Annotated in this window: 17 protein-coding genes; 15 read left to right on the top strand and 2 right to left on the bottom strand. The window is 51.1% G+C overall.

What is annotated here, in order from left to right; translation table 11 throughout:
* From EKM94_RS11705 to EKM94_RS11695, 3 genes are all read left to right on the top strand, one after another.
* The coding region (locus tag EKM94_RS11705) for a hypothetical protein (protein ID WP_225422227.1) at positions 1-249 on the top strand (249 nt) is incomplete at its 5' end.
* Between the two features lie 72 nt (positions 250-321).
* Positions 322-1,134 (top strand): MBL fold metallo-hydrolase, encoded by an 813-nt coding sequence (locus tag EKM94_RS11700; protein WP_125602201.1) that lies wholly within the window; start codon positions 322-324, stop codon positions 1,132-1,134.
* A gap of 277 nt (positions 1,135-1,411) precedes the next feature.
* Positions 1,412-2,758: a S1C family serine protease gene (locus tag EKM94_RS11695; protein ID WP_225422226.1), complete on the top strand. Its 1,347-nt coding sequence runs from the start codon at positions 1,412-1,414 to the stop codon at positions 2,756-2,758.
* 1,472 nt (positions 2,759-4,230) lie between these two features.
* Here EKM94_RS11695 and EKM94_RS11690 read toward each other — a convergent pair.
* Entirely contained in the window at positions 4,231-4,728 is a 498-nt protein-coding gene (locus EKM94_RS11690; protein ID WP_125602196.1) for a QueT transporter family protein, read from the bottom strand.
* A gap of 589 nt (positions 4,729-5,317) precedes the next feature.
* Between EKM94_RS11690 and rlmH the strand changes: the two genes are divergently transcribed.
* From rlmH to EKM94_RS11670, 4 genes are all read left to right on the top strand, one after another.
* A complete protein-coding gene (gene rlmH / locus EKM94_RS11685) occupies positions 5,318-5,797 on the top strand; it encodes a 23S rRNA (pseudouridine(1915)-N(3))-methyltransferase RlmH (RefSeq protein WP_125602193.1) in 480 nt (159 codons plus the stop codon).
* Positions 5,798-5,879: 82 nt separating this feature from the next.
* Positions 5,880-6,995: a YcjF family protein gene (locus EKM94_RS11680; protein WP_125602190.1), complete on the top strand. Its 1,116-nt coding sequence runs from the start codon at positions 5,880-5,882 to the stop codon at positions 6,993-6,995.
* A gap of 474 nt (positions 6,996-7,469) precedes the next feature.
* On the top strand, positions 7,470-7,997 hold the full coding sequence (locus tag EKM94_RS11675; RefSeq protein WP_164511231.1) for a sigma-70 family RNA polymerase sigma factor: 528 nt from the start codon (positions 7,470-7,472) through the stop codon (positions 7,995-7,997).
* Entirely contained in the window at positions 7,990-8,988 is a 999-nt protein-coding gene (locus EKM94_RS11670) for a DUF4179 domain-containing protein (protein ID WP_125602184.1), read from the top strand. Before EKM94_RS11675 ends, EKM94_RS11670 begins: the two co-directional genes overlap by 8 nt.
* Positions 8,989-9,117: 129 nt before the next feature.
* On the opposite strand, the gene EKM94_RS11665 is transcribed toward EKM94_RS11670, so the two are convergent.
* On the bottom strand, positions 9,118-11,046 hold the full coding sequence (locus tag EKM94_RS11665; protein WP_125602181.1) for a TIGR03766 family XrtG-associated glycosyltransferase: 1,929 nt from the start codon (positions 11,044-11,046) through the stop codon (positions 9,118-9,120).
* A 371-nt stretch (positions 11,047-11,417) separates the two neighbouring features.
* Here EKM94_RS11665 and EKM94_RS11660 point away from each other — a divergent pair, with 371 nt between their 5' ends.
* The 8 genes from EKM94_RS11660 to EKM94_RS12940 all read left to right on the top strand — a co-directional run bounded on the left by EKM94_RS11660 (position 11,418) and on the right by EKM94_RS12940 (position 17,782).
* A complete protein-coding gene (locus EKM94_RS11660) occupies positions 11,418-11,786 on the top strand; it encodes a 6-carboxytetrahydropterin synthase (RefSeq protein WP_125602178.1) in 369 nt (122 codons plus the stop codon).
* 132 nt (positions 11,787-11,918) lie between these two features.
* Positions 11,919-13,196 carry a Firmicu-CTERM sorting domain-containing protein gene (locus EKM94_RS11655; RefSeq protein ID WP_125602175.1) on the top strand — a complete coding sequence of 426 codons (1,278 nt, stop codon included), beginning with the start codon at positions 11,919-11,921 and terminating at the stop codon, positions 13,194-13,196.
* Entirely contained in the window at positions 13,193-13,795 is a 603-nt protein-coding gene (gene xrtG / locus EKM94_RS11650) for an exosortase family protein XrtG (protein WP_125602172.1), read from the top strand. The genes EKM94_RS11655 and xrtG overlap by 4 nt, the downstream gene beginning before the upstream one ends.
* Positions 13,795-15,150: a TIGR03111 family XrtG-associated glycosyltransferase gene (locus EKM94_RS11645; RefSeq protein ID WP_125602207.1), complete on the top strand. Its 1,356-nt coding sequence runs from the start codon at positions 13,795-13,797 to the stop codon at positions 15,148-15,150. The genes xrtG and EKM94_RS11645 overlap by 1 nt, the downstream gene beginning before the upstream one ends.
* 245 nt (positions 15,151-15,395) lie before the next feature.
* Entirely contained in the window at positions 15,396-16,256 is an 861-nt protein-coding gene (locus EKM94_RS11640; RefSeq protein WP_125602169.1) for an AAA family ATPase, read from the top strand.
* Positions 16,257-16,295: 39 nt separating this feature from the next.
* A complete protein-coding gene (gene pepI, locus EKM94_RS11635) occupies positions 16,296-17,174 on the top strand; it encodes a proline iminopeptidase (RefSeq protein WP_125602166.1) in 879 nt (292 codons plus the stop codon).
* A 170-nt stretch (positions 17,175-17,344) separates the two neighbouring features.
* The gene (locus tag EKM94_RS11630) at positions 17,345-17,572 is read left to right on the top strand and encodes a hypothetical protein (RefSeq protein ID WP_125602163.1); all 228 of its coding nucleotides are present in this window, start codon (positions 17,345-17,347) and stop codon (positions 17,570-17,572) included.
* Positions 17,573-17,656: 84 nt separating this feature from the next.
* Positions 17,657-17,782 carry a hypothetical protein gene (locus EKM94_RS12940; RefSeq protein ID WP_263853211.1) on the top strand — a complete coding sequence of 42 codons (126 nt, stop codon included), beginning with the start codon at positions 17,657-17,659 and terminating at the stop codon, positions 17,780-17,782.
* Positions 17,783-17,791: the final 9 nt, after the last annotated feature.

Raw genomic sequence — 17,791 nt, 5'->3', positions numbered from 1 at the left:
CGGGGTGAGATCGCCGTGAAATTGTCCTTGGCGGCTTTGCCGCTTAGGACAAGGCCTGATTTTGAGACAAGCCGCGTACTTTGCGGATTGGCTCAAAACAGCGCCCACAGCGAGCTCACCCCGAATTTCGCAGCGCAAGCCGCGGCCAACCTACTTTTAACCAGCTCAAGTACATTCAACCAGAGTCATCAAACGGTGAAATGTTATTTTCACCAGATTTCACCCCGCCATGAAAATGTGGTATGCTAGCGGTGAAACGTGCTGCGCGACCCGGGTCGCTCCGCACTCTGACCATCATTTTTTGAAGGGAAGCAAATAGTCATGACACCAGCCGCAAATCAGGGATTGCTTGTCAGCGTACTCGCTAGCAGCAGTTCCGGCAATGTCACTTATATCGAAACACCCCAGCGGAAGGTTCTCGTTGACGCCGGTCTTTCCGGTAAAAAAATCAGCGCTTTGATGACCAGTATCGACCGTAAATTAGAAGATGTTGACGCGATTTTCGTCACGCACGAGCACACCGACCACATCCATGGCGTCGGCGTGTTGGCGCGGCGTTATGGGATGGACGTTTACGCGAATGAAGGCACTTGGCAGGCGATGAGCGCCAAGATCGGCAAGATCGATCCCGCGCAACAACACGTGTTCCAAATGGGGAGCACCTTGAGTTTAGGAGATTTGGATATTGAAAGTTTCGGCGTTTCCCACGATGCGGCGGAACCCCAATTCTACCAGTTTCATCACGATGATCATGCCTTTGCGATTCTGACGGACACTGGCTATGTTTCTGAAAATATTGCCGGCGTCATCCAGAATGCGGATGGTTATTTGATGGAATGCAATCATGATCTGGAAATGTTGCGTAATGGTTTTTACCCGTGGCCGTTGAAACAGCGGATCCTGGGCGATCAGGGGCACTTATCCAATCACGATGGCGCGGCGACGATCATGGAAGTCTTAGGGAATCGGACGAAAAAAGTTTTCCTAGGGCATTTAAGTCAAGAAAATAATGTGAAAACATTGGCTCATCAAACCGTTGCTGACTTTCTTAGTGAGCACGATTTAGCGGTGGGCACAGATTTCAAAATTTATGATACCGATCCCGCGGTGGCCGATCCGTTGACCTTGATTTAAGCCGCGCGCCACTCGGTTCTAAAGATGCAGGAAAACGCTGATCATCAGGCGATTCGTGGGCGTGAAGCCACGGTCGTCGGGCCCAATGATCGGCGTTTTTATTGGAGAAAACGACTTTTTTGTTCACAATTTTGTAGATTCAACTCAAAAAAGGCATAATTAGTTGCCCGTTTGTCAAGACCAATTTCATAAATTTTTCAAATTTGGTCAGTAAGATTAAGACATAATGAAAACAGGATAAACCTGTTCGAAGATGATTTTAAGGAGATCGATATCAATGAGTAAACGAAAAGTTATTCGTGGCATCACGGTGTGGCAAATTGTCGTGATCGCTGTGATTTCTGCGGTCATTGGTGGTGGTGTCGCGTTTGCTGGGTTCACAGCGCTCAATCAAAACAACGTTGCGACCAACAGCACCTCTGACACGGCGACAACCACTGGCACAACGAAAACCAGTAATGTTTCTGTAAAAACAAGTAGCGCGGCAACAAAGGCTTTCAATAAAGTTGAGGGCGCCGTCGTTTCCGTGATCAACAAGCAGCGGCAAAGCCAAAACCAAACTGATATTTTTGGGAACTTGTTTGGCAGTAATGGCAGCGATAGTAGTGGTAGCAACGGCAGTAACGGCTACGGCGACAGCAGTGATGGCAACAGTTCGTCAGGCAGTTCCAGCAGCAGTTCATCCTCCTCTGATCTGGAAACCGTCAGTGAAGGTTCTGGGGTCATCTATTCCAAGAAGAATGGCAAAGCTTATATCGTGACTAACAATCACGTGATTTCCGGCTCCGATTCCATCGAAGTGATTTTGGCGGATGGGACCAAGGAAACCGCCAAAGTTATCGGCGCTGATGAAACCAGTGATCTGGCTGTGTTGACGATCGATGCCAGCAAAGTGACCACCGTGGCTTCCTTCGGCGATTCATCGAAGATCACGACCGCTGAGCCGGTGCTGGCGATCGGCTCACCTTTAGGCAGTGAATACGCAACTTCTGTCACGGAAGGGATCGTCTCCGCCAAGAGTCGGACCATCGATGTGACCGATGAAACGACCGGCCAAGTTACCGGCCAAGCCAGCGTTATTCAAACTGACGCGGCAATCAACCCAGGTAATTCTGGCGGCGCTTTGATCAACATGTCTGGTCAAGTCATCGGGATCAACTCCTTGAAGTACGCTGAGAGCACCGATGGCACCTCCGTTGAAGGGATGGGCTTCGCGTATCCAAGTAACGAAGTCGTTTCGATCATCAATCAACTGGTCAAAAACGGTAAAGTTATTCGTCCAGCTTTAGGCGTGTCCGTGGTTGATTTGACCAACATCTCATCTGATCAACAATCGTCAACTTTGAAATTACCATCCTCCGTTACAGGTGGCGTGGTGATCGCGTCGGTTGAATCCAACTCACCAGCGTCGAAAGCTGGCTTGAAGAAGTATGACACCATCGTTGGGATCGACGACAAAAAAGTAACCAGCATCGCCGAGATCCACACGGCGATCTACGCCCACTCCATCGGTGACACGGTGACTGTGAAGTACTATCGTGATGGCAAACTCAGCTCGACGAAGGTTACTTTGACAAAGGAAGCCTCGTCAACTTCAAGTAGCTCTAGCAGCAGTTCCAATTAAGCTAAGCAAATCAGCGCCAGCTTCTCTGGTGGCGTTCGCGGGAATCATAATCGTGAGTAAGCAGCAGCTGACTGATCCAAGTCAGCCGCTGCTTTTTTGCGCGCCAGAAATAAGCGGCGGTCCCAGCCGAGAAAAAGTTATCCCCAAGTCTAGTCAAGTTGGAACCGAATTTTAAGCGCGCCGCGGTCAACTGCCTGGCTGTCAGGTAGGTTGCTGGGAGTTACGCACAGGCCAGTGACCACTTGGCGCCAATATCCCCAGAGTTGTCCACACTTGTGAATCCACTGGTGGAAAAGTCGGCGGGCCATTGGTCTTGAGGCAATCAGCCGTTATAACGGTTGATTGCCGGCAATAACGGCGTAATGGATCAGAAGCCAGTATCTGGGAATAAAAGGCGAACAATTGACGGTTTCTCATCATTGTTCGTGTTTATTGCCGTTATATCGTTCAAATCGAAAAGATGTTCGGATATTTTTCAGTCAAAAAATCTGTCAAGAGGTGGGGTGGTGTTGATTTGTTATCCACAGCCTGTTGATAACCCTGTGGATTACTGATAAGGACAAGGCTTAGCATTGTCCCCAGAGTTATCCACAAAGTTATCGACAGTTGGGGATAACTTTTATCCCGGCAAAAGCAAGCATGTGCTAACCTGTGCCCCGACAACGTTTCACGTAGATCGTCAAAGGATGGCGAACAATAAAAATCAGTGGAAAACTAAAATAAATAATTTTATCCTTGACTTTTACTAATCGTTTATTTGGTGTTTTGCACAGGCGTGCCCCCTACATTTCGTGGCGAACATGTGTACAAGTGGATAACTCTGTGGATAACTTGGGGAAAACTAGCGCGGTGGGCTTTTGTCCCGTTATTCTTGGGGATATAACGGTCAATCCGCGCTGGCCAGTCGCGAATCAATAAACTCACATTAAGAAGTTCGCCAATGCCGAATTTTTCCCCGAAATAAGTAAAAGTTTAACAAGAAAAAGCGTGTCGCCGCCGACCAGGGTCGCAACCACGGCCAAGATCTTAACCAAGGGGTAATCAGATCAATCGGTGCAGGGTCAACTGCCAATAGCGCCGACTGTTGCAGGTGCTGCCCATTCCCGGATGGTTGGTCAAAAAAAGCCGCAGCAGGTTGCTCCACGCATCAACCTGCTGCGGCTGCTTATATAATGGAACGCGTTCGCTGTGCTCACTCCTTCCGCCTAGTTTCGCAGGGCTTCTGGAAACCAAGTGTGGCTAGTTTGGCTTGTTAGGCGCGTCGCTGTTCCCAGGCCAGATATTCAGCCAAATCATTCAGCCAAATCGAGGCAACCTGATCTACCCGTCACCTAGGTTAACCGGCGCGTGCCAGCATAAAAAAAGTGTTGCTGGTTTTTTCACCGGCAACACAGATTTATTTTATTTTTTGATGTGTGCGAGTAGGGTCGCACTAAAAGCTCATAGCAGGGGATTCCTAGCCACACCTGGGTTTAGGAGACCAGGTCGACGCGCTTGCTGATATAATAGAAGAGGATCGCTCCGACTAATAATGAGGCGAATTCGCCGGCAGCAACTGTGCCGTAAGTCAACCAGAACGGCGCTTTGGTCAAGACGACCAACTCCCAGGCAATCAGGAACATCATCGCCGTACCGATGATCACAACGCTGCTTAGCTTGCTGATCAGGTTCGGTAACTTCTTGCTGACGAAGTAGATGATCGTCAAGGTGATCAGCGTTTGCGCGGAGCCCCAGAGAATATCGACCACGCCTAGGGTGCTGGATAAATTGGCGATGACGCACCCCACGGTGATGCCCCAAATGTAACGCTTGTTAAAAATCACCAGGCAGTTCAGCATTTCTGAAAGCCGCAACTGGACGGCGCCGTAACCCAGGCCAAACATTTGGCTCAGGTAGGTCAGCGCCACATATAACGCCGCGATGATCGCCGAAATGACGATGTCACGAAGGTGGTTCTGTTCTTTTGTCATGTCGCTCACTCCTTTATAACCCATGACGGTTATTAATAACTGTGGCCAAAGGAGATACCCATTTTGGGATCAGAAGTGCCACAGTGGAACAAGTCCGTGTACCAATATACCCCAAAGCGGCGGTGTTTTTCAAGCTGTTTTTTGTTGAAGAAAATAGATTCGCCAGAGATGACCGGCAATTTATGGTCAAGTTGCCGTCAGAACAGGCCGCGCACTGCTAGTTAAACCTGGTAGAGTGCTGGTCTTGCTGGTGTTGGTAGTCCCCTGACGTCCTCAAAGTTTGACGCGTGGTGGCGGCAATCAGGGCAATCACAATTGGCCCGTCGGAAAAGGGTTTGTCAAAAAGTGGTCCGGTGGTAAGATTGAATTATTAGCGCAAACGCGCGCGTTGGTGGATTGCGACGCCGCTTCGATTATGGCCTGGGAAATAATCATGACGATCAGCGGCCAGCGTTTTGCCGTTCGTAACGCGGCGCTGTCATTAGCGCAACGCCGGTGTTGGCTGGCGTTCACCCTAAATTGTAACAAGGATTGGCGCTGGATCAGGTGGTCACATGGGCCGCGCCGAACGCAAGGAGAGAAAATTCAGATGACGATCAAAATCGTATGTGTTGGCAAATTGAAAGAGAAATATTTTAAAGCGGCGATCGCCGAATACGCGAAACGCCTGAGTCGCTTCACTAAGTTCAGCATCGTGGAAGTGGCCGATGAGAAGGCGCCGGAGAAACTGTCCGCCGCGCAAATGGACCAAGTGATGGGCACAGAAGGCGACCGGATCCTTGGCAAAATCAAAGACAAAGAATACGTGATCGCCTTGGCAATCAAGGGCCGCCAGCGGCCTTCGGAAGTTTTCGCGCAGGAGTTAAAGGACCTGGCCACCTATGGGCACAGCGATGTAACCTTTGTGATCGGCGGTTCCCTGGGACTCAGCCCGGCGGTGTTGCAGCGCGCCAACGACCAACTGAGCTTCGGCCAGCTGACCTTGCCCCACCAGTTGATGCGGGTGGTCCTGTCCGAGCAGATCTACCGCGCGTTTATGATCAACGAGGGTAGCCCGTATCATAAGTGAGGGCGGCGTCTTAGTTGTACTGCTATTCGCGTCAAAAACATGGTCTATTAATGAAACAAATAATAAATATTGGAGAGCGCATATGAGTGATGCAAAGGAATATCAACAAGTAGTTACAGATACCCTAAATAAATTCAAAAAGGACTATCAGAATTTATCTAAAATCAATATCGTGATTGCCGGTAAAACTGGAATTGGTAAATCGACACTGATCAATGCCGCATTTGGTCAAGAATTAGCTGAAACAGGAATTGGTTCACCGATAACTGACAAAATCAATTTCATCCAAGCGGAAGGTTTTCCGGTTCAGATTTATGATACCGTTGGTTTGGAAATGAGTGCGGTGAGTCAATGGAAATCACTACATGCAATCAAAGAACTTATTCGCAGTAAACGTAAAACGGAAACTGAGGCTGATGATATTCATTGTGTTTGGTATTGTGTAAATGCGAGTGGTTCGCGAATTGAAAGCCAGGAACTGAAGTATATTCAACAGTTTCAAAAGCTACGGATTCCGGTAATCCTGGTCTTAACCAAATCGTTTTCTCGGGTGGAGGCTGACAAATTAGGTGCTGAAGCACAGCGGCAATTGCCAAGTCTGGAGTTTGTCAGTGTCCTGGCAAAGGCAACAGATTCTCAAGGTGCATTTGGTATCCAAGAATTGGTAGAATTGACCGCAAATAAGTTGCCCGAAGCCTTACAAACTAGCTTTTCTAGTGCACAGAAGGCGTCGCTGTTATTGAAACGCAAACAAGGCGTTAAGGTAATAAATTCAAGTATCGCGGCAACTTTTACAACAGGGTTCGTGCCAATCCCGGTCGCCGACGCACCATTGATGATGGCAACTCAAAGCACGATGCTCGCAAAATTAACCGTAAATTATGGCATCGATCCAAAAACTAATCAAATTGAAACGGCTATCGCGGGCGCACTAGGCATATTTGCTGCCCTTTCGGCTGGGAAAACAACCGTTAGTGCTGCACTAAAAAGCCTTCCTGGAGTGGGCACAGTTGCTGGTGGTTTGATTTCCGGTAGTGTTGGTGGTGCCATGACAGGTGCACTAGGTTACGCCTACATGAATCTAATGGAGCAGGTGGCTCTAGGTAAGGTTGATTTGAGCGCAATGAGCTCCACGCAGCTAACTGAATTGTTAACAGAGTCGATCAATCAATTAACCAACCAATTTCTGAATAAATGACGTTATCACACTAGCTTAACCACTGAAAAGGTCTCCGTAATGAGCTCGAAATGAGTTTCAAAAAAATAGCGGGCCAGTGCCGCTGAAATTCAACGGTCTTTTCAGCCGCGATCCGTTTGCTCCAGCACATGATCGGCCAGTTAGTTGATCGATAACTATGGCGATCAATGAGCTATCAGGAATATTAATGAGCCGACACTGGTTTAGCAAGTAACACTGGCGACTAATGAGCTATCAGGAGCGTTAATGAGTTGACAGTAGTTTTAATGAGCTACCAACAGTTCTAACGAGCTAGGCCGCCAGCCTGCTTAAGGTCGGGTATTTAGATAAAGGTCAGCAAACGGCGTTGCGCGAAGGCAACGCTGTTTTTCTTGGGAAATGGCGCACGAATATCAGGCTGATGACAAAAATAATTTTTCTTTGAAACTTTTCTGGGCGGAAAAGCCACTAATGGGTGAAAGGAGGCGTGAGGAGATGGAATTGACCTTGAAGGAGATCACGTGGGTGCAACAGGCGGTAGCCGGTGATCATGAGGCGTTGGGGCAGCTGTTGAAGGGTCGTAGCGACTATCTTTACCGCACGGCGTACCTGTATGTGGGCAATCAGGCGGACGCGTTGGATGTGATCCAAGAAGCGACTACTCAAGCGGTCAAGACAGTGTCCAAGTTGCAAAATCCCCATCAGTTTTTCACGTGGTTCACGCGAATCTTGATCAGGCAGGCCCAGGCGCTTTATCGTCGCCGCCAAAAAGAAACCACGATGGCCACGCCGCCCGAACAGGTGGCGCCACCGGTCGACGCGACGGCCCATCTGGATTTATTGGCGGCTTTGCAAGTTCTGGGGGCTGATTATCGGCAAGCGTTGCAATTATTCTATTATCAAGATATGTCGATCAGCGAGATCAGTCAATTGTTGGATGTTCCCGAGGGCACCGTCAAGACGCGGTTGCGGCGGGGGAGATCGGCTTTACACGATCAGTTAGGAGGAAACTATTATGGATGAGCAGGAAACCCGGCAAGCGGTACATGATCAAATCGATCAACTGGAGGTGCCCCAAGACTTGGTTGCGGCGGCGATCCAGACGGGCATTGAGCAAGCGGCCAGCAAGCAGACCAAGCCACGGCGGCGTCATCTCGGCCGTTGGATCCTAACCGCTGCGGCGGCAGTTTTGCTGGGCGTTGGCGGGGTGGCCGCAGTCAATCCTAGCGTCAGTCAGGCGCTGAGCAACGTGGCGTGGTTAACGAATTTTTATGTCTTTCAAGGCGGCGTCAACCACTTTAGTACGCTGCACGTTGATGGAACGGCTAAGGCGATGGATCAACGGGTCACGTCCAATGGGGTCACGGTCCATCTGGTCGAGGCTTATTACAATGGGCGCAAAGTCGGCGTCGCGGGGGAGGTCACCGGCCTGTTCGATCACGAGAAAGCTGATGAAGCAATGGCGTTTGATCTGTCTGGAACTGAGCCAGAGAATTTACGTCCTGTTACTGGCGGTTTTCAAGCGACTAAGACTGGCTTCCGTTTCCGCAATGTTTATGAGGTTAAATCCGCGGGGCTGCCCAATCAAATAGTCCTACCGATCAACATTGACCACATCAACGGGATTGTGGGCCGCTGGAATTTCGAAATCACCTTGGATCAGACGAAGAAAACCCATGCGCTGGCTCAAAATGCTTATGATTTAGATATTCCCGGTGGTGAGATCACACCAATGACCATGACGAGTTTCCATGAAGGCGCCGAATTGGTCTACCGTTCGACTTCAACCGGGGGCGCTGACGTTCTGGGCTTCAATTCAATCAAAAACGCAGCGGGACAAGAACTGATCGATAGCTCGGATGGTTTCCGCGTGGGTCTGGGAGTTTGTTACTTACCTCTAAAGGAGCCTTTAGTTCAAGGCAAGGCCTACCAAGTTATCTGCGAGATTGATCAAAAGACCAGCAAAAAGCCGACGCTCGTCACACGAGAAGTCGTACTGTGGCCCGCAGATTAAAGAGCACGAACCGTTGGTGGTGGGCAGATGTATGTAGCACGTTTCAAAACAGGAGCCATCCAGATTGTTGTTCTGGATGGCTCCTGTTTCAGCTTTGTTCATGTCAATAAATTTTGTTCCGGCACGAGCTTATTCTTGTTGTTCCGGTGGTCGGTGCAAGTGGTCGGCCGTACGTTGGTCGACTAAATTAAGGCTCTGAAGTAAGTGGGCATTGGAGCGCTCAAGCTTGGACGACGGCGCGGCGGCTGTTGGGTCAATGGGCGCCGCCTTTGCTGGGATCGCGTCAACGTTGGCGGCATTGCTGTGGGGTGTTTCAGGCGTTGCTGCTGCGGTAATCTCCGCCGTCTTTTCGGTGGCGGGCGCTGGCGTGCTTGCCAGCGGCAGCGAATGGTCCGCGATGGAGGTCGTAGGCACCTGAGCAGCTGTGGTGTTAGACGCGGCTACTGGTGCTACTGGAGCCACTGAAGCTACCGAGGCAATTGGAACCGTTTCGCTGACCGGTTCTGCCGGGGCGCCGCGATAGTGGCGTACGAAGGCTTTCAGGTTGCGCAAGGTCACGGGCGCGTCAAGAGTGGCCAAGATCAAGAAGCAAGGGAGGTACTGGATCAAGTATCGGCTGCGGCCTCCTTCAAAGAGGAGCAGGAAGATGAAACCGCCCAGCAGCGCAAGCCGGAGAATTTCGCGAAACCCCCGTTGTTTGCCCCAACTCAGGGCGATCAGGCCAAGCAGTAGCACCCACCAGACTTGGGCGAGAAAACGGAAATCGGCGATGTGTTCACCATAAAGAAATATAAAATTCTTCAATTGGTTGGCGAAGCCTTTTTGGCTGGGTTTTTGATTCTCGCGGAAGAAGGTGCCTTCTTTGAGCCAGCCAAAAGTGCCATCGGCGGTATTGTTGCGTTGTTTTTGGTAGAGGAAGCGGAGATAACCCCAAGGACCGAGCTGGCGCAAGCGTTTGAGCAACTTCTCTTTCGAATAGGCGGTTTTCTGGGCCTTGGTGGGTAACATGGCCATGGCTTCGGCTTGGCGAGGGGCATAACCGCCTTGACCGTAGATGCCCATGGCGGCGAAATGGATCGCTGGGATGTTGCGCGAGTAGTCAATGGCGATGTAATCTTGATTTTTGATGGCGTGATTGGTGACCGTGTACACGCTAGCGCCACTGACGCCGATGGTGAGGCCGAGGCACAGGGTCAAAGTCACGCCGGCGCGGGTCCAATGCTGGGCTTGTTCCAGCCAGGTCAGGAGCAGGACAATGATCATGGCGATCAGGGGAATAATGGCGGAAGGCTTGATGAAATAAGTGATCGCGCCGCTGACGCCGACGAGGGCCGCGCCGAGACTGCGGTGGCTCAGAGAGAAGCGGCGTTGACTGATCACGGCGGCGCCCAACAGGCTCAAGGCAACAAACGGGATTGACCAAGCATCGGTATAAGGCATCAAGATGCTGGGAAAGACCGCTAGCCAACCGGCCTGGAGGTACAAGGCGGTGCCTAATGACCGGCGGCGCAAAATCACCACGGTCCGGAGATTGATCAAGGCCGATAGATCCACCAGCGCTAACGTTAAGAAATCAAAGAATTGCCAGGAGGTTTGGCCGGTGAGCACGACGATTTTCCGCATCAGCAACATAATCGGCAAGTTGTTCTGGTTCAGGCTGTAATAAGCGACGATATTCGGTTCTTGGACATGTTTGACGCTGACGGCGGCGTAATTGAGCATTCCGGAATCGAAGCCACTGACGGGATGCACGAAGCTGACGAAGACGATCTGCCCGATGACCACCAACGCGAAGAGCAGACTGGCGGTGCGGACTTGGTGCTCGACGAAAACCGAATAAGCCCAGCGCCGCGCCCGAGGATAAGTGCGCAGGGCCAGCAAAAATAAAACCAATCCCAAAATGAAAAAGGTGGTGACGTAAGTGGTACTAGTTCCGAAAGTGTGGTTATCGCCAATGATCAAATTGACTGAGGTCGCCGCGAAAAAGAACGTCAGCGCGAACAAAAGCCGCCAAAGCACTGTAATGACGCGGTGACCGAATTGGGCAAGCGCGCGCAAGCATAAACTCCCCTCGATCCTGGTTGCGACAGGATCCGTTGATCGGTCACTTTGCTGAGGTCGATTGTGATCATTCAAGGCGTCAGCAAATCACTTCCATTATACACCAACCAGCCAACCGGCTTATGGTCAAGCGTCACGAATTCGCGCTGATCGCACTGGATCCAGCGCGGTGAACACGGTGTGGGCCAGGGGGTCGATCACGATGGACGAACGTTAGCGCTACCATGAGCTAACAATATTAAACAAAAAGGGCTTTTTGTTTAATAACGTTGGTGCGATAGGCAACAGCTATTGTAAAAATAGTTTTTTTAAACTAGAATAAGCAGTAGATAATATGGTTGAACAGTAGAAGATAATTAGGTGAACACATGACGAAACGGTACTCATATAAAATCAAATCATATGTGAACGCTAGTCATGCTATCCGGTGGGCCACGGGGTCCGGACAAAAGCACACCCACACTTGGGAAATCGTTTGTGAATTGCATACAACGGATAAGATGGTGGCGTTTTACGATATCGAGAAAATTCTGCATCAGGCCTTGGATCAATTATCGGGAAAGTTTCTCAACGACTTGCCTGAGTTCGCGACGGTCAATCCAACCGTGGAGAATGTGACTGAATTTCTCTTCGGCAAGCTTGATCGCGTTTTGCGGGAGAATGGGGCTAAGTTGTTGCGCATTGAAGTGAGTGATTCACCGACGCGCTCCTATTGTATTGATGTTACCGATCTGTGAGCCCGTTTTGGGTGGCGCCAGGGGATCATGCCCGGATCGGTGAGACGCGGGCGCGCAGGCGCTGTCGCAGGCGCTGTCGCTGGTTAAGTTGCAGGAAGAAGTTAGTGCTGTTTTTTCAAGGAGGCAGGCAAAATGAGACGCAAATTAAATTTAGTTTTCGCGGCCTTAGCGCTGGTTTTAGGCATTGCCTGGGCTAGTCACGGGGTCGCGGCGCAAGCGGCCACTACGATTACGATCGATGGCGAGTTCTCCGATTGGGACGCGGTGCCGAAAACAACGACCAGTTCCAAGGCGCAAGTAGCGATGGTGGTCAGTAATCAAACGCTATATTATTATATGGCGATGAATCCTAGTGGGATTGAGTCTGCGTTAAGTAATGGCTGGGCCTCTGGTAGCGATGTTACGTCTGAAGCCCTGCAGTTGCGCGCTGGTAATCAAACATTTTCGTTGCCCTTGACCGCCGACATGGGAACCTACGCGCCACCAACAAAGGTGGGGACCAAGGAGAAAGTCTGGGTCAATGTGGGTTGGAACACTAGCCAATCCGCGGGAACTGAGGGCTATGTCGTGGCGGTCAAGAGCGACTCCGCGGCGGGCTATCAGGATGTTTTCGAAGGATCAGTTGATTTATCCTTGTTTGGTTTAAGTGATAACGTGACGAAATTCAAACTAAGCGGCGGGTCGTACAATCTGGGACAATATGAAGTGACCGCGACCAAGGGTGCTCTCACTGAAGCAAGCAGTTCCTCAAGTAGTTCTGCCAGCACGGACGCTGGTCACAGGTATGATGGTCATCCTGAGATTGTCATCGACGGCGCTTTCCATGACTGGGATGATGTCACCAAGACAACCGGAGAAATATATGGCAGTACTGGGGCGCTGGCGATGCTCCAATTCGATGGTAATCTTTATATTTATGTTCAAATGCCGAAATCGCAGTTGAATCAATTGGGGTGGGCGAATCGAATCCAACCATATGGTTATCTATTAACGATTGGGACTAAGAAGTACGACTTGACTCTTAGAGCGGCGGACGCCAGCACTTATCGCGACCTGACTCAATTGAATGAGACCGAAAAAGTCGTGATGGGTTTTTGGCCGCGTGGCGCCGACTATACCGAGGAGCAAAAGTTGCCTGCTGGCGCTACGGGCTATGCCTCGATTGTTCCCACAGCCGCGGGTGACGGCGCTAACCAGACGTTTGAGGTCAAAATCCCCCTGAAAGCTTTCGGGGTCGGTGAGGATAGTCAAGTGATCACCTTATCCAATAGCAACCTGCCGGGCTTGTCGACGACCATTACTGGCGCGGGCACGAATCCCGTTCTGCTAGCCAGTGTTGGGCTGGGGATCGCCTTATTAGGGTTGTGGCAATTCAAACGGCGGCAACGTCAACACGAGGTTGATCTGTGAATCCATTATTGATCGGTGGTATTTTAGTCTTTCTCTATCTTTTATCATTAATGCGTAGAGCTCAATTGCCCGCTTTTTCATTCATTCTGGGGAGCATTGGGCTCTTCTTTATTCTGATCGCCTTCAGTGATCCTTACTGGATTTGGTTGTTTACCCATGCGGTGGTCAAGGCGGTGCAGGGCTTTGGCGCGCTGACCGGGCTTTGCGGCGTGATGAGTCAATATGGCATCGTTCACATTATCACCGCGCAGGGGTCCGTCTTGATGTCGGTGGATTATGAATGTTCTGGGATCATTGAAACTATGGCGTTTATTGCTCTGTTGACGTTTTTCCCGGCGTATCGTCCGGCGGAACGGCTTTTCTATGGGGCCATTGGGGTACTGTGGATCTATCTGGCCAACGTGTTGCGCCTGTGTTTAGTGGTGGTGGTGGTCCATTTCTTCGGGGCGAGCAGCTTCTATTTGGCGCACACGATTTTAGGGCGCTTGCTTTTCTACGCGTTGGTGATTATCCTTTACTATAACGTCTTCACCTACTCACAAATGGCGCGGGGTCTGTATTATCGGATTCGGCCGGACAAGGAGGATGAGTCCAAGTGATCCAGTATTGGCTCCAACTCACTTTTTTCAAAATGGGTTTCTGGATCACTTGGGCAATCATTCCGGTCTTGGTCGAGATTCTCCCGGCGATCATTTCGTCGATTCGGGTGCTTTACCGGGGGCTACATCCGCGGAACTTGACGGCGCCAGAGAAGTTGCCGGTTATTTCGGTGCTGGTGCCGGTGTATAACTCTGAGGATACTTTGTTCGCTTGTCTGGATTCGATCGCCCAGTCCACCTATCCGCAGGAACTGATCCAGGTGATCGTGGCGGACAATCAAAGTACGGACAATAGTTTCGCGGTGTTCAATGAGGCGCAAAACCACTTCCAAACGTTGCGGCTATTCCTGATCCACACGCCTAAGGGGAAGGCCTTGGCGCTGAACGTGGCGATGTACAACGCGATCGGGACCTATATCATCAATATTGATAGCGATGGTCGCTTGGAACGGCACGCGCTGATGAACATGGTCTTGCGCTTTGAGAACGATCCGCACATCGCCGCGATGACCGGCACCGTGCTCTCCGACAAAAAGCAAATCAAACAAACGCGGCGCCATTCGTTGCGGTTGTTACAACGAAATGAGTACTTTGAATACGCCCAGGCTTTCCTTTCCGGGCGGACGATCGAATCCGATCGCAATCAATTGTTTACCATGTCGGGGGCGTTTTCCGCGTTTCGGCGCAATGTGCTGTTCGATACTTTTATGTACGACACGGAAACCGTCGGCGAAGACACCGACATGACTTTCCAGATCCGGCAGCGGTTGGGCGACCACGTGGTTCTTTGCGACAACGCGATTTTCTACGTGGGGCCGATCAGCGGGTTGGGTCAGCTGTATACCCAGCGCCAGCGTTGGCAACGGGGCGAACTGGAATCGGCGCACAAATATACCGATGACCGAGTGGGGCTGAATAAGTTTTTCGGGAATTTCATGGTGCGCCGGTTAATGATCGATCATACCTTCATGTTTCCGAAAATGATTTGGTTTTTCGCCAGCATCGCCTTGCTGTTTTTCCGGTTTTCGCCGGTGGTCTTGATCGCGTCGTACCTGATGATTTATTTCCTGTACGTGATTGTTTCGTTCTTTAATTTCATTTCGGTGCGGGCGATGCTCAAGGCATTCCCGGAGGAACTGGCTTTCTATGACCGACAATGGGTGCTGATGCTCACCTTGCCGTTGTATAATCTGTTTTGTTTCTGGTTCCGCCTGATCGGGACGATCAATATGATGGTGCGGCCGGCCGATTGGGATAGTCGCAACGCTAAGGCGGAGACCCGCGGATTTTGGCGCCAACTCAAGCTTGACTTGAAGCGCGCCTGGGCCTATTTCAAATCGAAAATCAGTGATTAGTCAGGACCAAAACAGACTGCGGCCGCCTAGATTAGGCCCGACAAGACGCGATCGAGGGCCTCGCTTAGTTGTTTTGTCGCGGGAACTCTGACGCCTAAAACCTGATGCCTAGAACCTGGCGCCTGGAACCTGCCGCGGGGAGCCTGACGCCTAGACCTCTGAAGTCTGGAGCCTGACGTTGGGTGAGCGGCAATCAGTGACGGAGTGACCGCTACCAGGTTCAGTCCACAAAGGAGGCAAGCAACATGGTTTATTTAGAAGGATTCAACGTGGCGACGGAGGATCAGGAGTGGCATTTCTTTACGGATCAGTTGAAAAGTCGCGCGTACAGCGATTTCTATCCGTTTCAGGTTTTTCCGAAAAAGCAACTGCCGCGGCTGACTTTTGATCCAATCACGATTTTCTACGGCGATAACGGTTCGGGCAAGTCCACGTTGCTCAACGTGATCGCCGAGAAATTGCAATTGCAGCGCGGCGCGTTATACAATCGCTCCAGCTTCTTCGAGGCGTATTTAGCGCTCTGCACGGCGACGCACCACTTGCCGCTGCCGCCGGATTCGGCGATCATGACCAGCGATGAGATTTTCAATTATATGTTGGACCTGCGCGCGCTGAATCAGGGCATCGACTTGCAGCGGGAGGCGGTTTTCAAGGATTATTTGGATCATAAATTCGGTGATTTTCATTATCGGAATTTGGCGGATTATGATGAACTGAAGAAAACATTGGAAACCCGCCGGAAAACGCAGTCCCGTTATGCCCGCGAGCACACTCATGAGCAGGTGCGGGAGCGTTCCAATGGGGAAAGCGCGATGGCTTTCTTCAGCGAACGGATCCAGGATGATCGTCTGTATTTATTGGACGAACCGGAGAATTCGCTGTCGCCTTCGCGCCAATTGGAACTGGTGCGTCTTCTGGGTGACAGCGCGCGGTTCTTTGGCTGCCAGTTCATTATCGCCACCCATTCGCCCTTCGTCCTTGCCTTGCCCGGCGCCAAAATCTACGACCTGGACACCACCCCGGTTAGCGTGAAGGCTTGGTATGATTTACCGGAAGTTAAAGTTTACGCCGACTTTTTCGCGGCGCAACGGCAACATTTCGCTTAACCTAGTTCACTCAGAAATCAATCAAAGGAAGCTTTTACCATGAAAATCGTTGAAGGTTACATGCCGTTTCGCGGCTATCAAACGTATTACCGAATTGTTGGCGAGGCCGACCCAACCAAGGCGCCGCTTTTGTTATTGCATGGCGGCCCTGGCTCGTCCCATAATTACTTCGAATTGCTCGACGACTACGCCGCGACTGGGCGGCAATTGATCATGTACGACCAAGTGGGCTGCGGCAAATCGACCCTGCCCGAGGATCCAGCCGTTTACGTGAAGGAAACCTGGGTGGCGGAACTGATCGCCTTGCGCGAGTATCTCCATTTGACCCAAGTCCACTTGTTGGGCCAATCATGGGGTGGCATGCTGGCGATGTATTATTTGACAGCCTTTGATCCACAAGGCGTGCAAAGTGTGATGATCGATGGCTCGCCCGCTTCCGTCAAATTATGGACCCAAGAGCAACACCGCCTGATTTCTTATTTGAGCTACGAAGATCGCGCCGCAATCGCCCAAGCCGAACGCACCGGCGACTTTACCGGCGCCCAATACTTAGCCGCCAATGAACGCTACATGGCGCGCTATTGCTGGGACGCGCCGGATGAGAATTCACCGGAGCCACTACGCCGCCCAACCAACGGTCAACGCGCCAGCCGCATTGCTGAAGGCCCCAATGAATTTACCGAAAATGGCACGATCAGCGACTTTGAGATCACGGATCAGCTCAATAAAATCCATGTCCCTGCCTTGGTGACCAGCGGCACGGATGACCTGTGCACCCCATTGATCGCGAAATCGGTCGCTGATCATATTCCTGGCGCGCAGTGGCATTTGTTTGCCAACAGTCGGCATTTGGCGCTGCTGGATCAGCACGACGAATTTATTTCGGTGTTGGACAACTGGCTGAACGCTCACGACTGATTCTTTTTGCCTTCCAAAAGTGTTGATGCCGTTTTTCTGGTGTCGACGCTTTTTTCTTATGGCTTTGCGTATTTACAGGTAGCGGCGCTTGATTGCAGGTGTGGTGGGTGTTGCGCGTGAGCGCAACCGGCTGGGACTGCTGTTGCGGACTGGAACGCGGTGGGCATCGTTTGAAGCCAATTCCAAAAGCGGGAATTGTCTTCAAATCGAGCCTTGTCCTAAGCGGCAAAGCCGCCAAGGACAATTTCACCACTGAGCCGCGCAGTCCCAGCCGGTTGCTAGGCAGAATTGAGCCTATCTGCAATCGAAGTTGGGTATCTGACGAAGTGATTTTGCGAGCTAGCCGTCAAACAATTGCCCATTTTTTGGGTGGTACAGCAACATCAACGGATCTCTGAGGGCTGGACCCAGTTCTTGAATCTTCGCTTGATTGCAGGTGTGGTTGGTTTGGATGTGGACGCAACCGCATCAGGACGTTTGTCGTGGCTGGAACGCGGTGGGCGTCGTTTGAAGCCAATCCGCAAGCCCAGCGGCTTGTCTTCAAATCGAGCCTTATTCTAAGCGATAAATCGCTAAGAATAATCTCACCGCTGAGCCACACGTCCTGAGGCGGTTGC

The organism is Lapidilactobacillus achengensis, assembly GCF_003946655.1.
Classification (GTDB): Bacteria; Bacillota; Bacilli; order Lactobacillales; family Lactobacillaceae; genus Lapidilactobacillus; species Lapidilactobacillus achengensis.
The sequence above is the reverse complement of the archived record's forward strand: the minus strand, read 5'-3'. Positions and strand labels throughout refer to the sequence as shown.

Coding starts and splice junctions, on each gene's coding strand:
- EKM94_RS11700 (WP_125602201.1), top strand. CDS start 322: ATGACACCAGCCGCAAATCAGGGATTGCTTGTCAGCGTACTCGCTAGC.
- EKM94_RS11695 (WP_225422226.1), top strand. CDS start 1,412: ATGAGTAAACGAAAAGTTATTCGTGGCATCACGGTGTGGCAAATTGTC.
- EKM94_RS11690 (WP_125602196.1), bottom strand. CDS start 4,728: ATGACAAAAGAACAGAACCACCTTCGTGACATCGTCATTTCGGCGATC.
- rlmH (WP_125602193.1), top strand. CDS start 5,318: ATGACGATCAAAATCGTATGTGTTGGCAAATTGAAAGAGAAATATTTT.
- EKM94_RS11680 (WP_125602190.1), top strand. CDS start 5,880: ATGAGTGATGCAAAGGAATATCAACAAGTAGTTACAGATACCCTAAAT.
- EKM94_RS11675 (WP_164511231.1), top strand. CDS start 7,470: ATGGAATTGACCTTGAAGGAGATCACGTGGGTGCAACAGGCGGTAGCC.
- EKM94_RS11670 (WP_125602184.1), top strand. CDS start 7,990: ATGGATGAGCAGGAAACCCGGCAAGCGGTACATGATCAAATCGATCAA.
- EKM94_RS11660 (WP_125602178.1), top strand. CDS start 11,418: ATGACGAAACGGTACTCATATAAAATCAAATCATATGTGAACGCTAGT.
- EKM94_RS11655 (WP_125602175.1), top strand. CDS start 11,919: ATGAGACGCAAATTAAATTTAGTTTTCGCGGCCTTAGCGCTGGTTTTA.
- EKM94_RS11640 (WP_125602169.1), top strand. CDS start 15,396: ATGGTTTATTTAGAAGGATTCAACGTGGCGACGGAGGATCAGGAGTGG.
- pepI (WP_125602166.1), top strand. CDS start 16,296: ATGAAAATCGTTGAAGGTTACATGCCGTTTCGCGGCTATCAAACGTAT.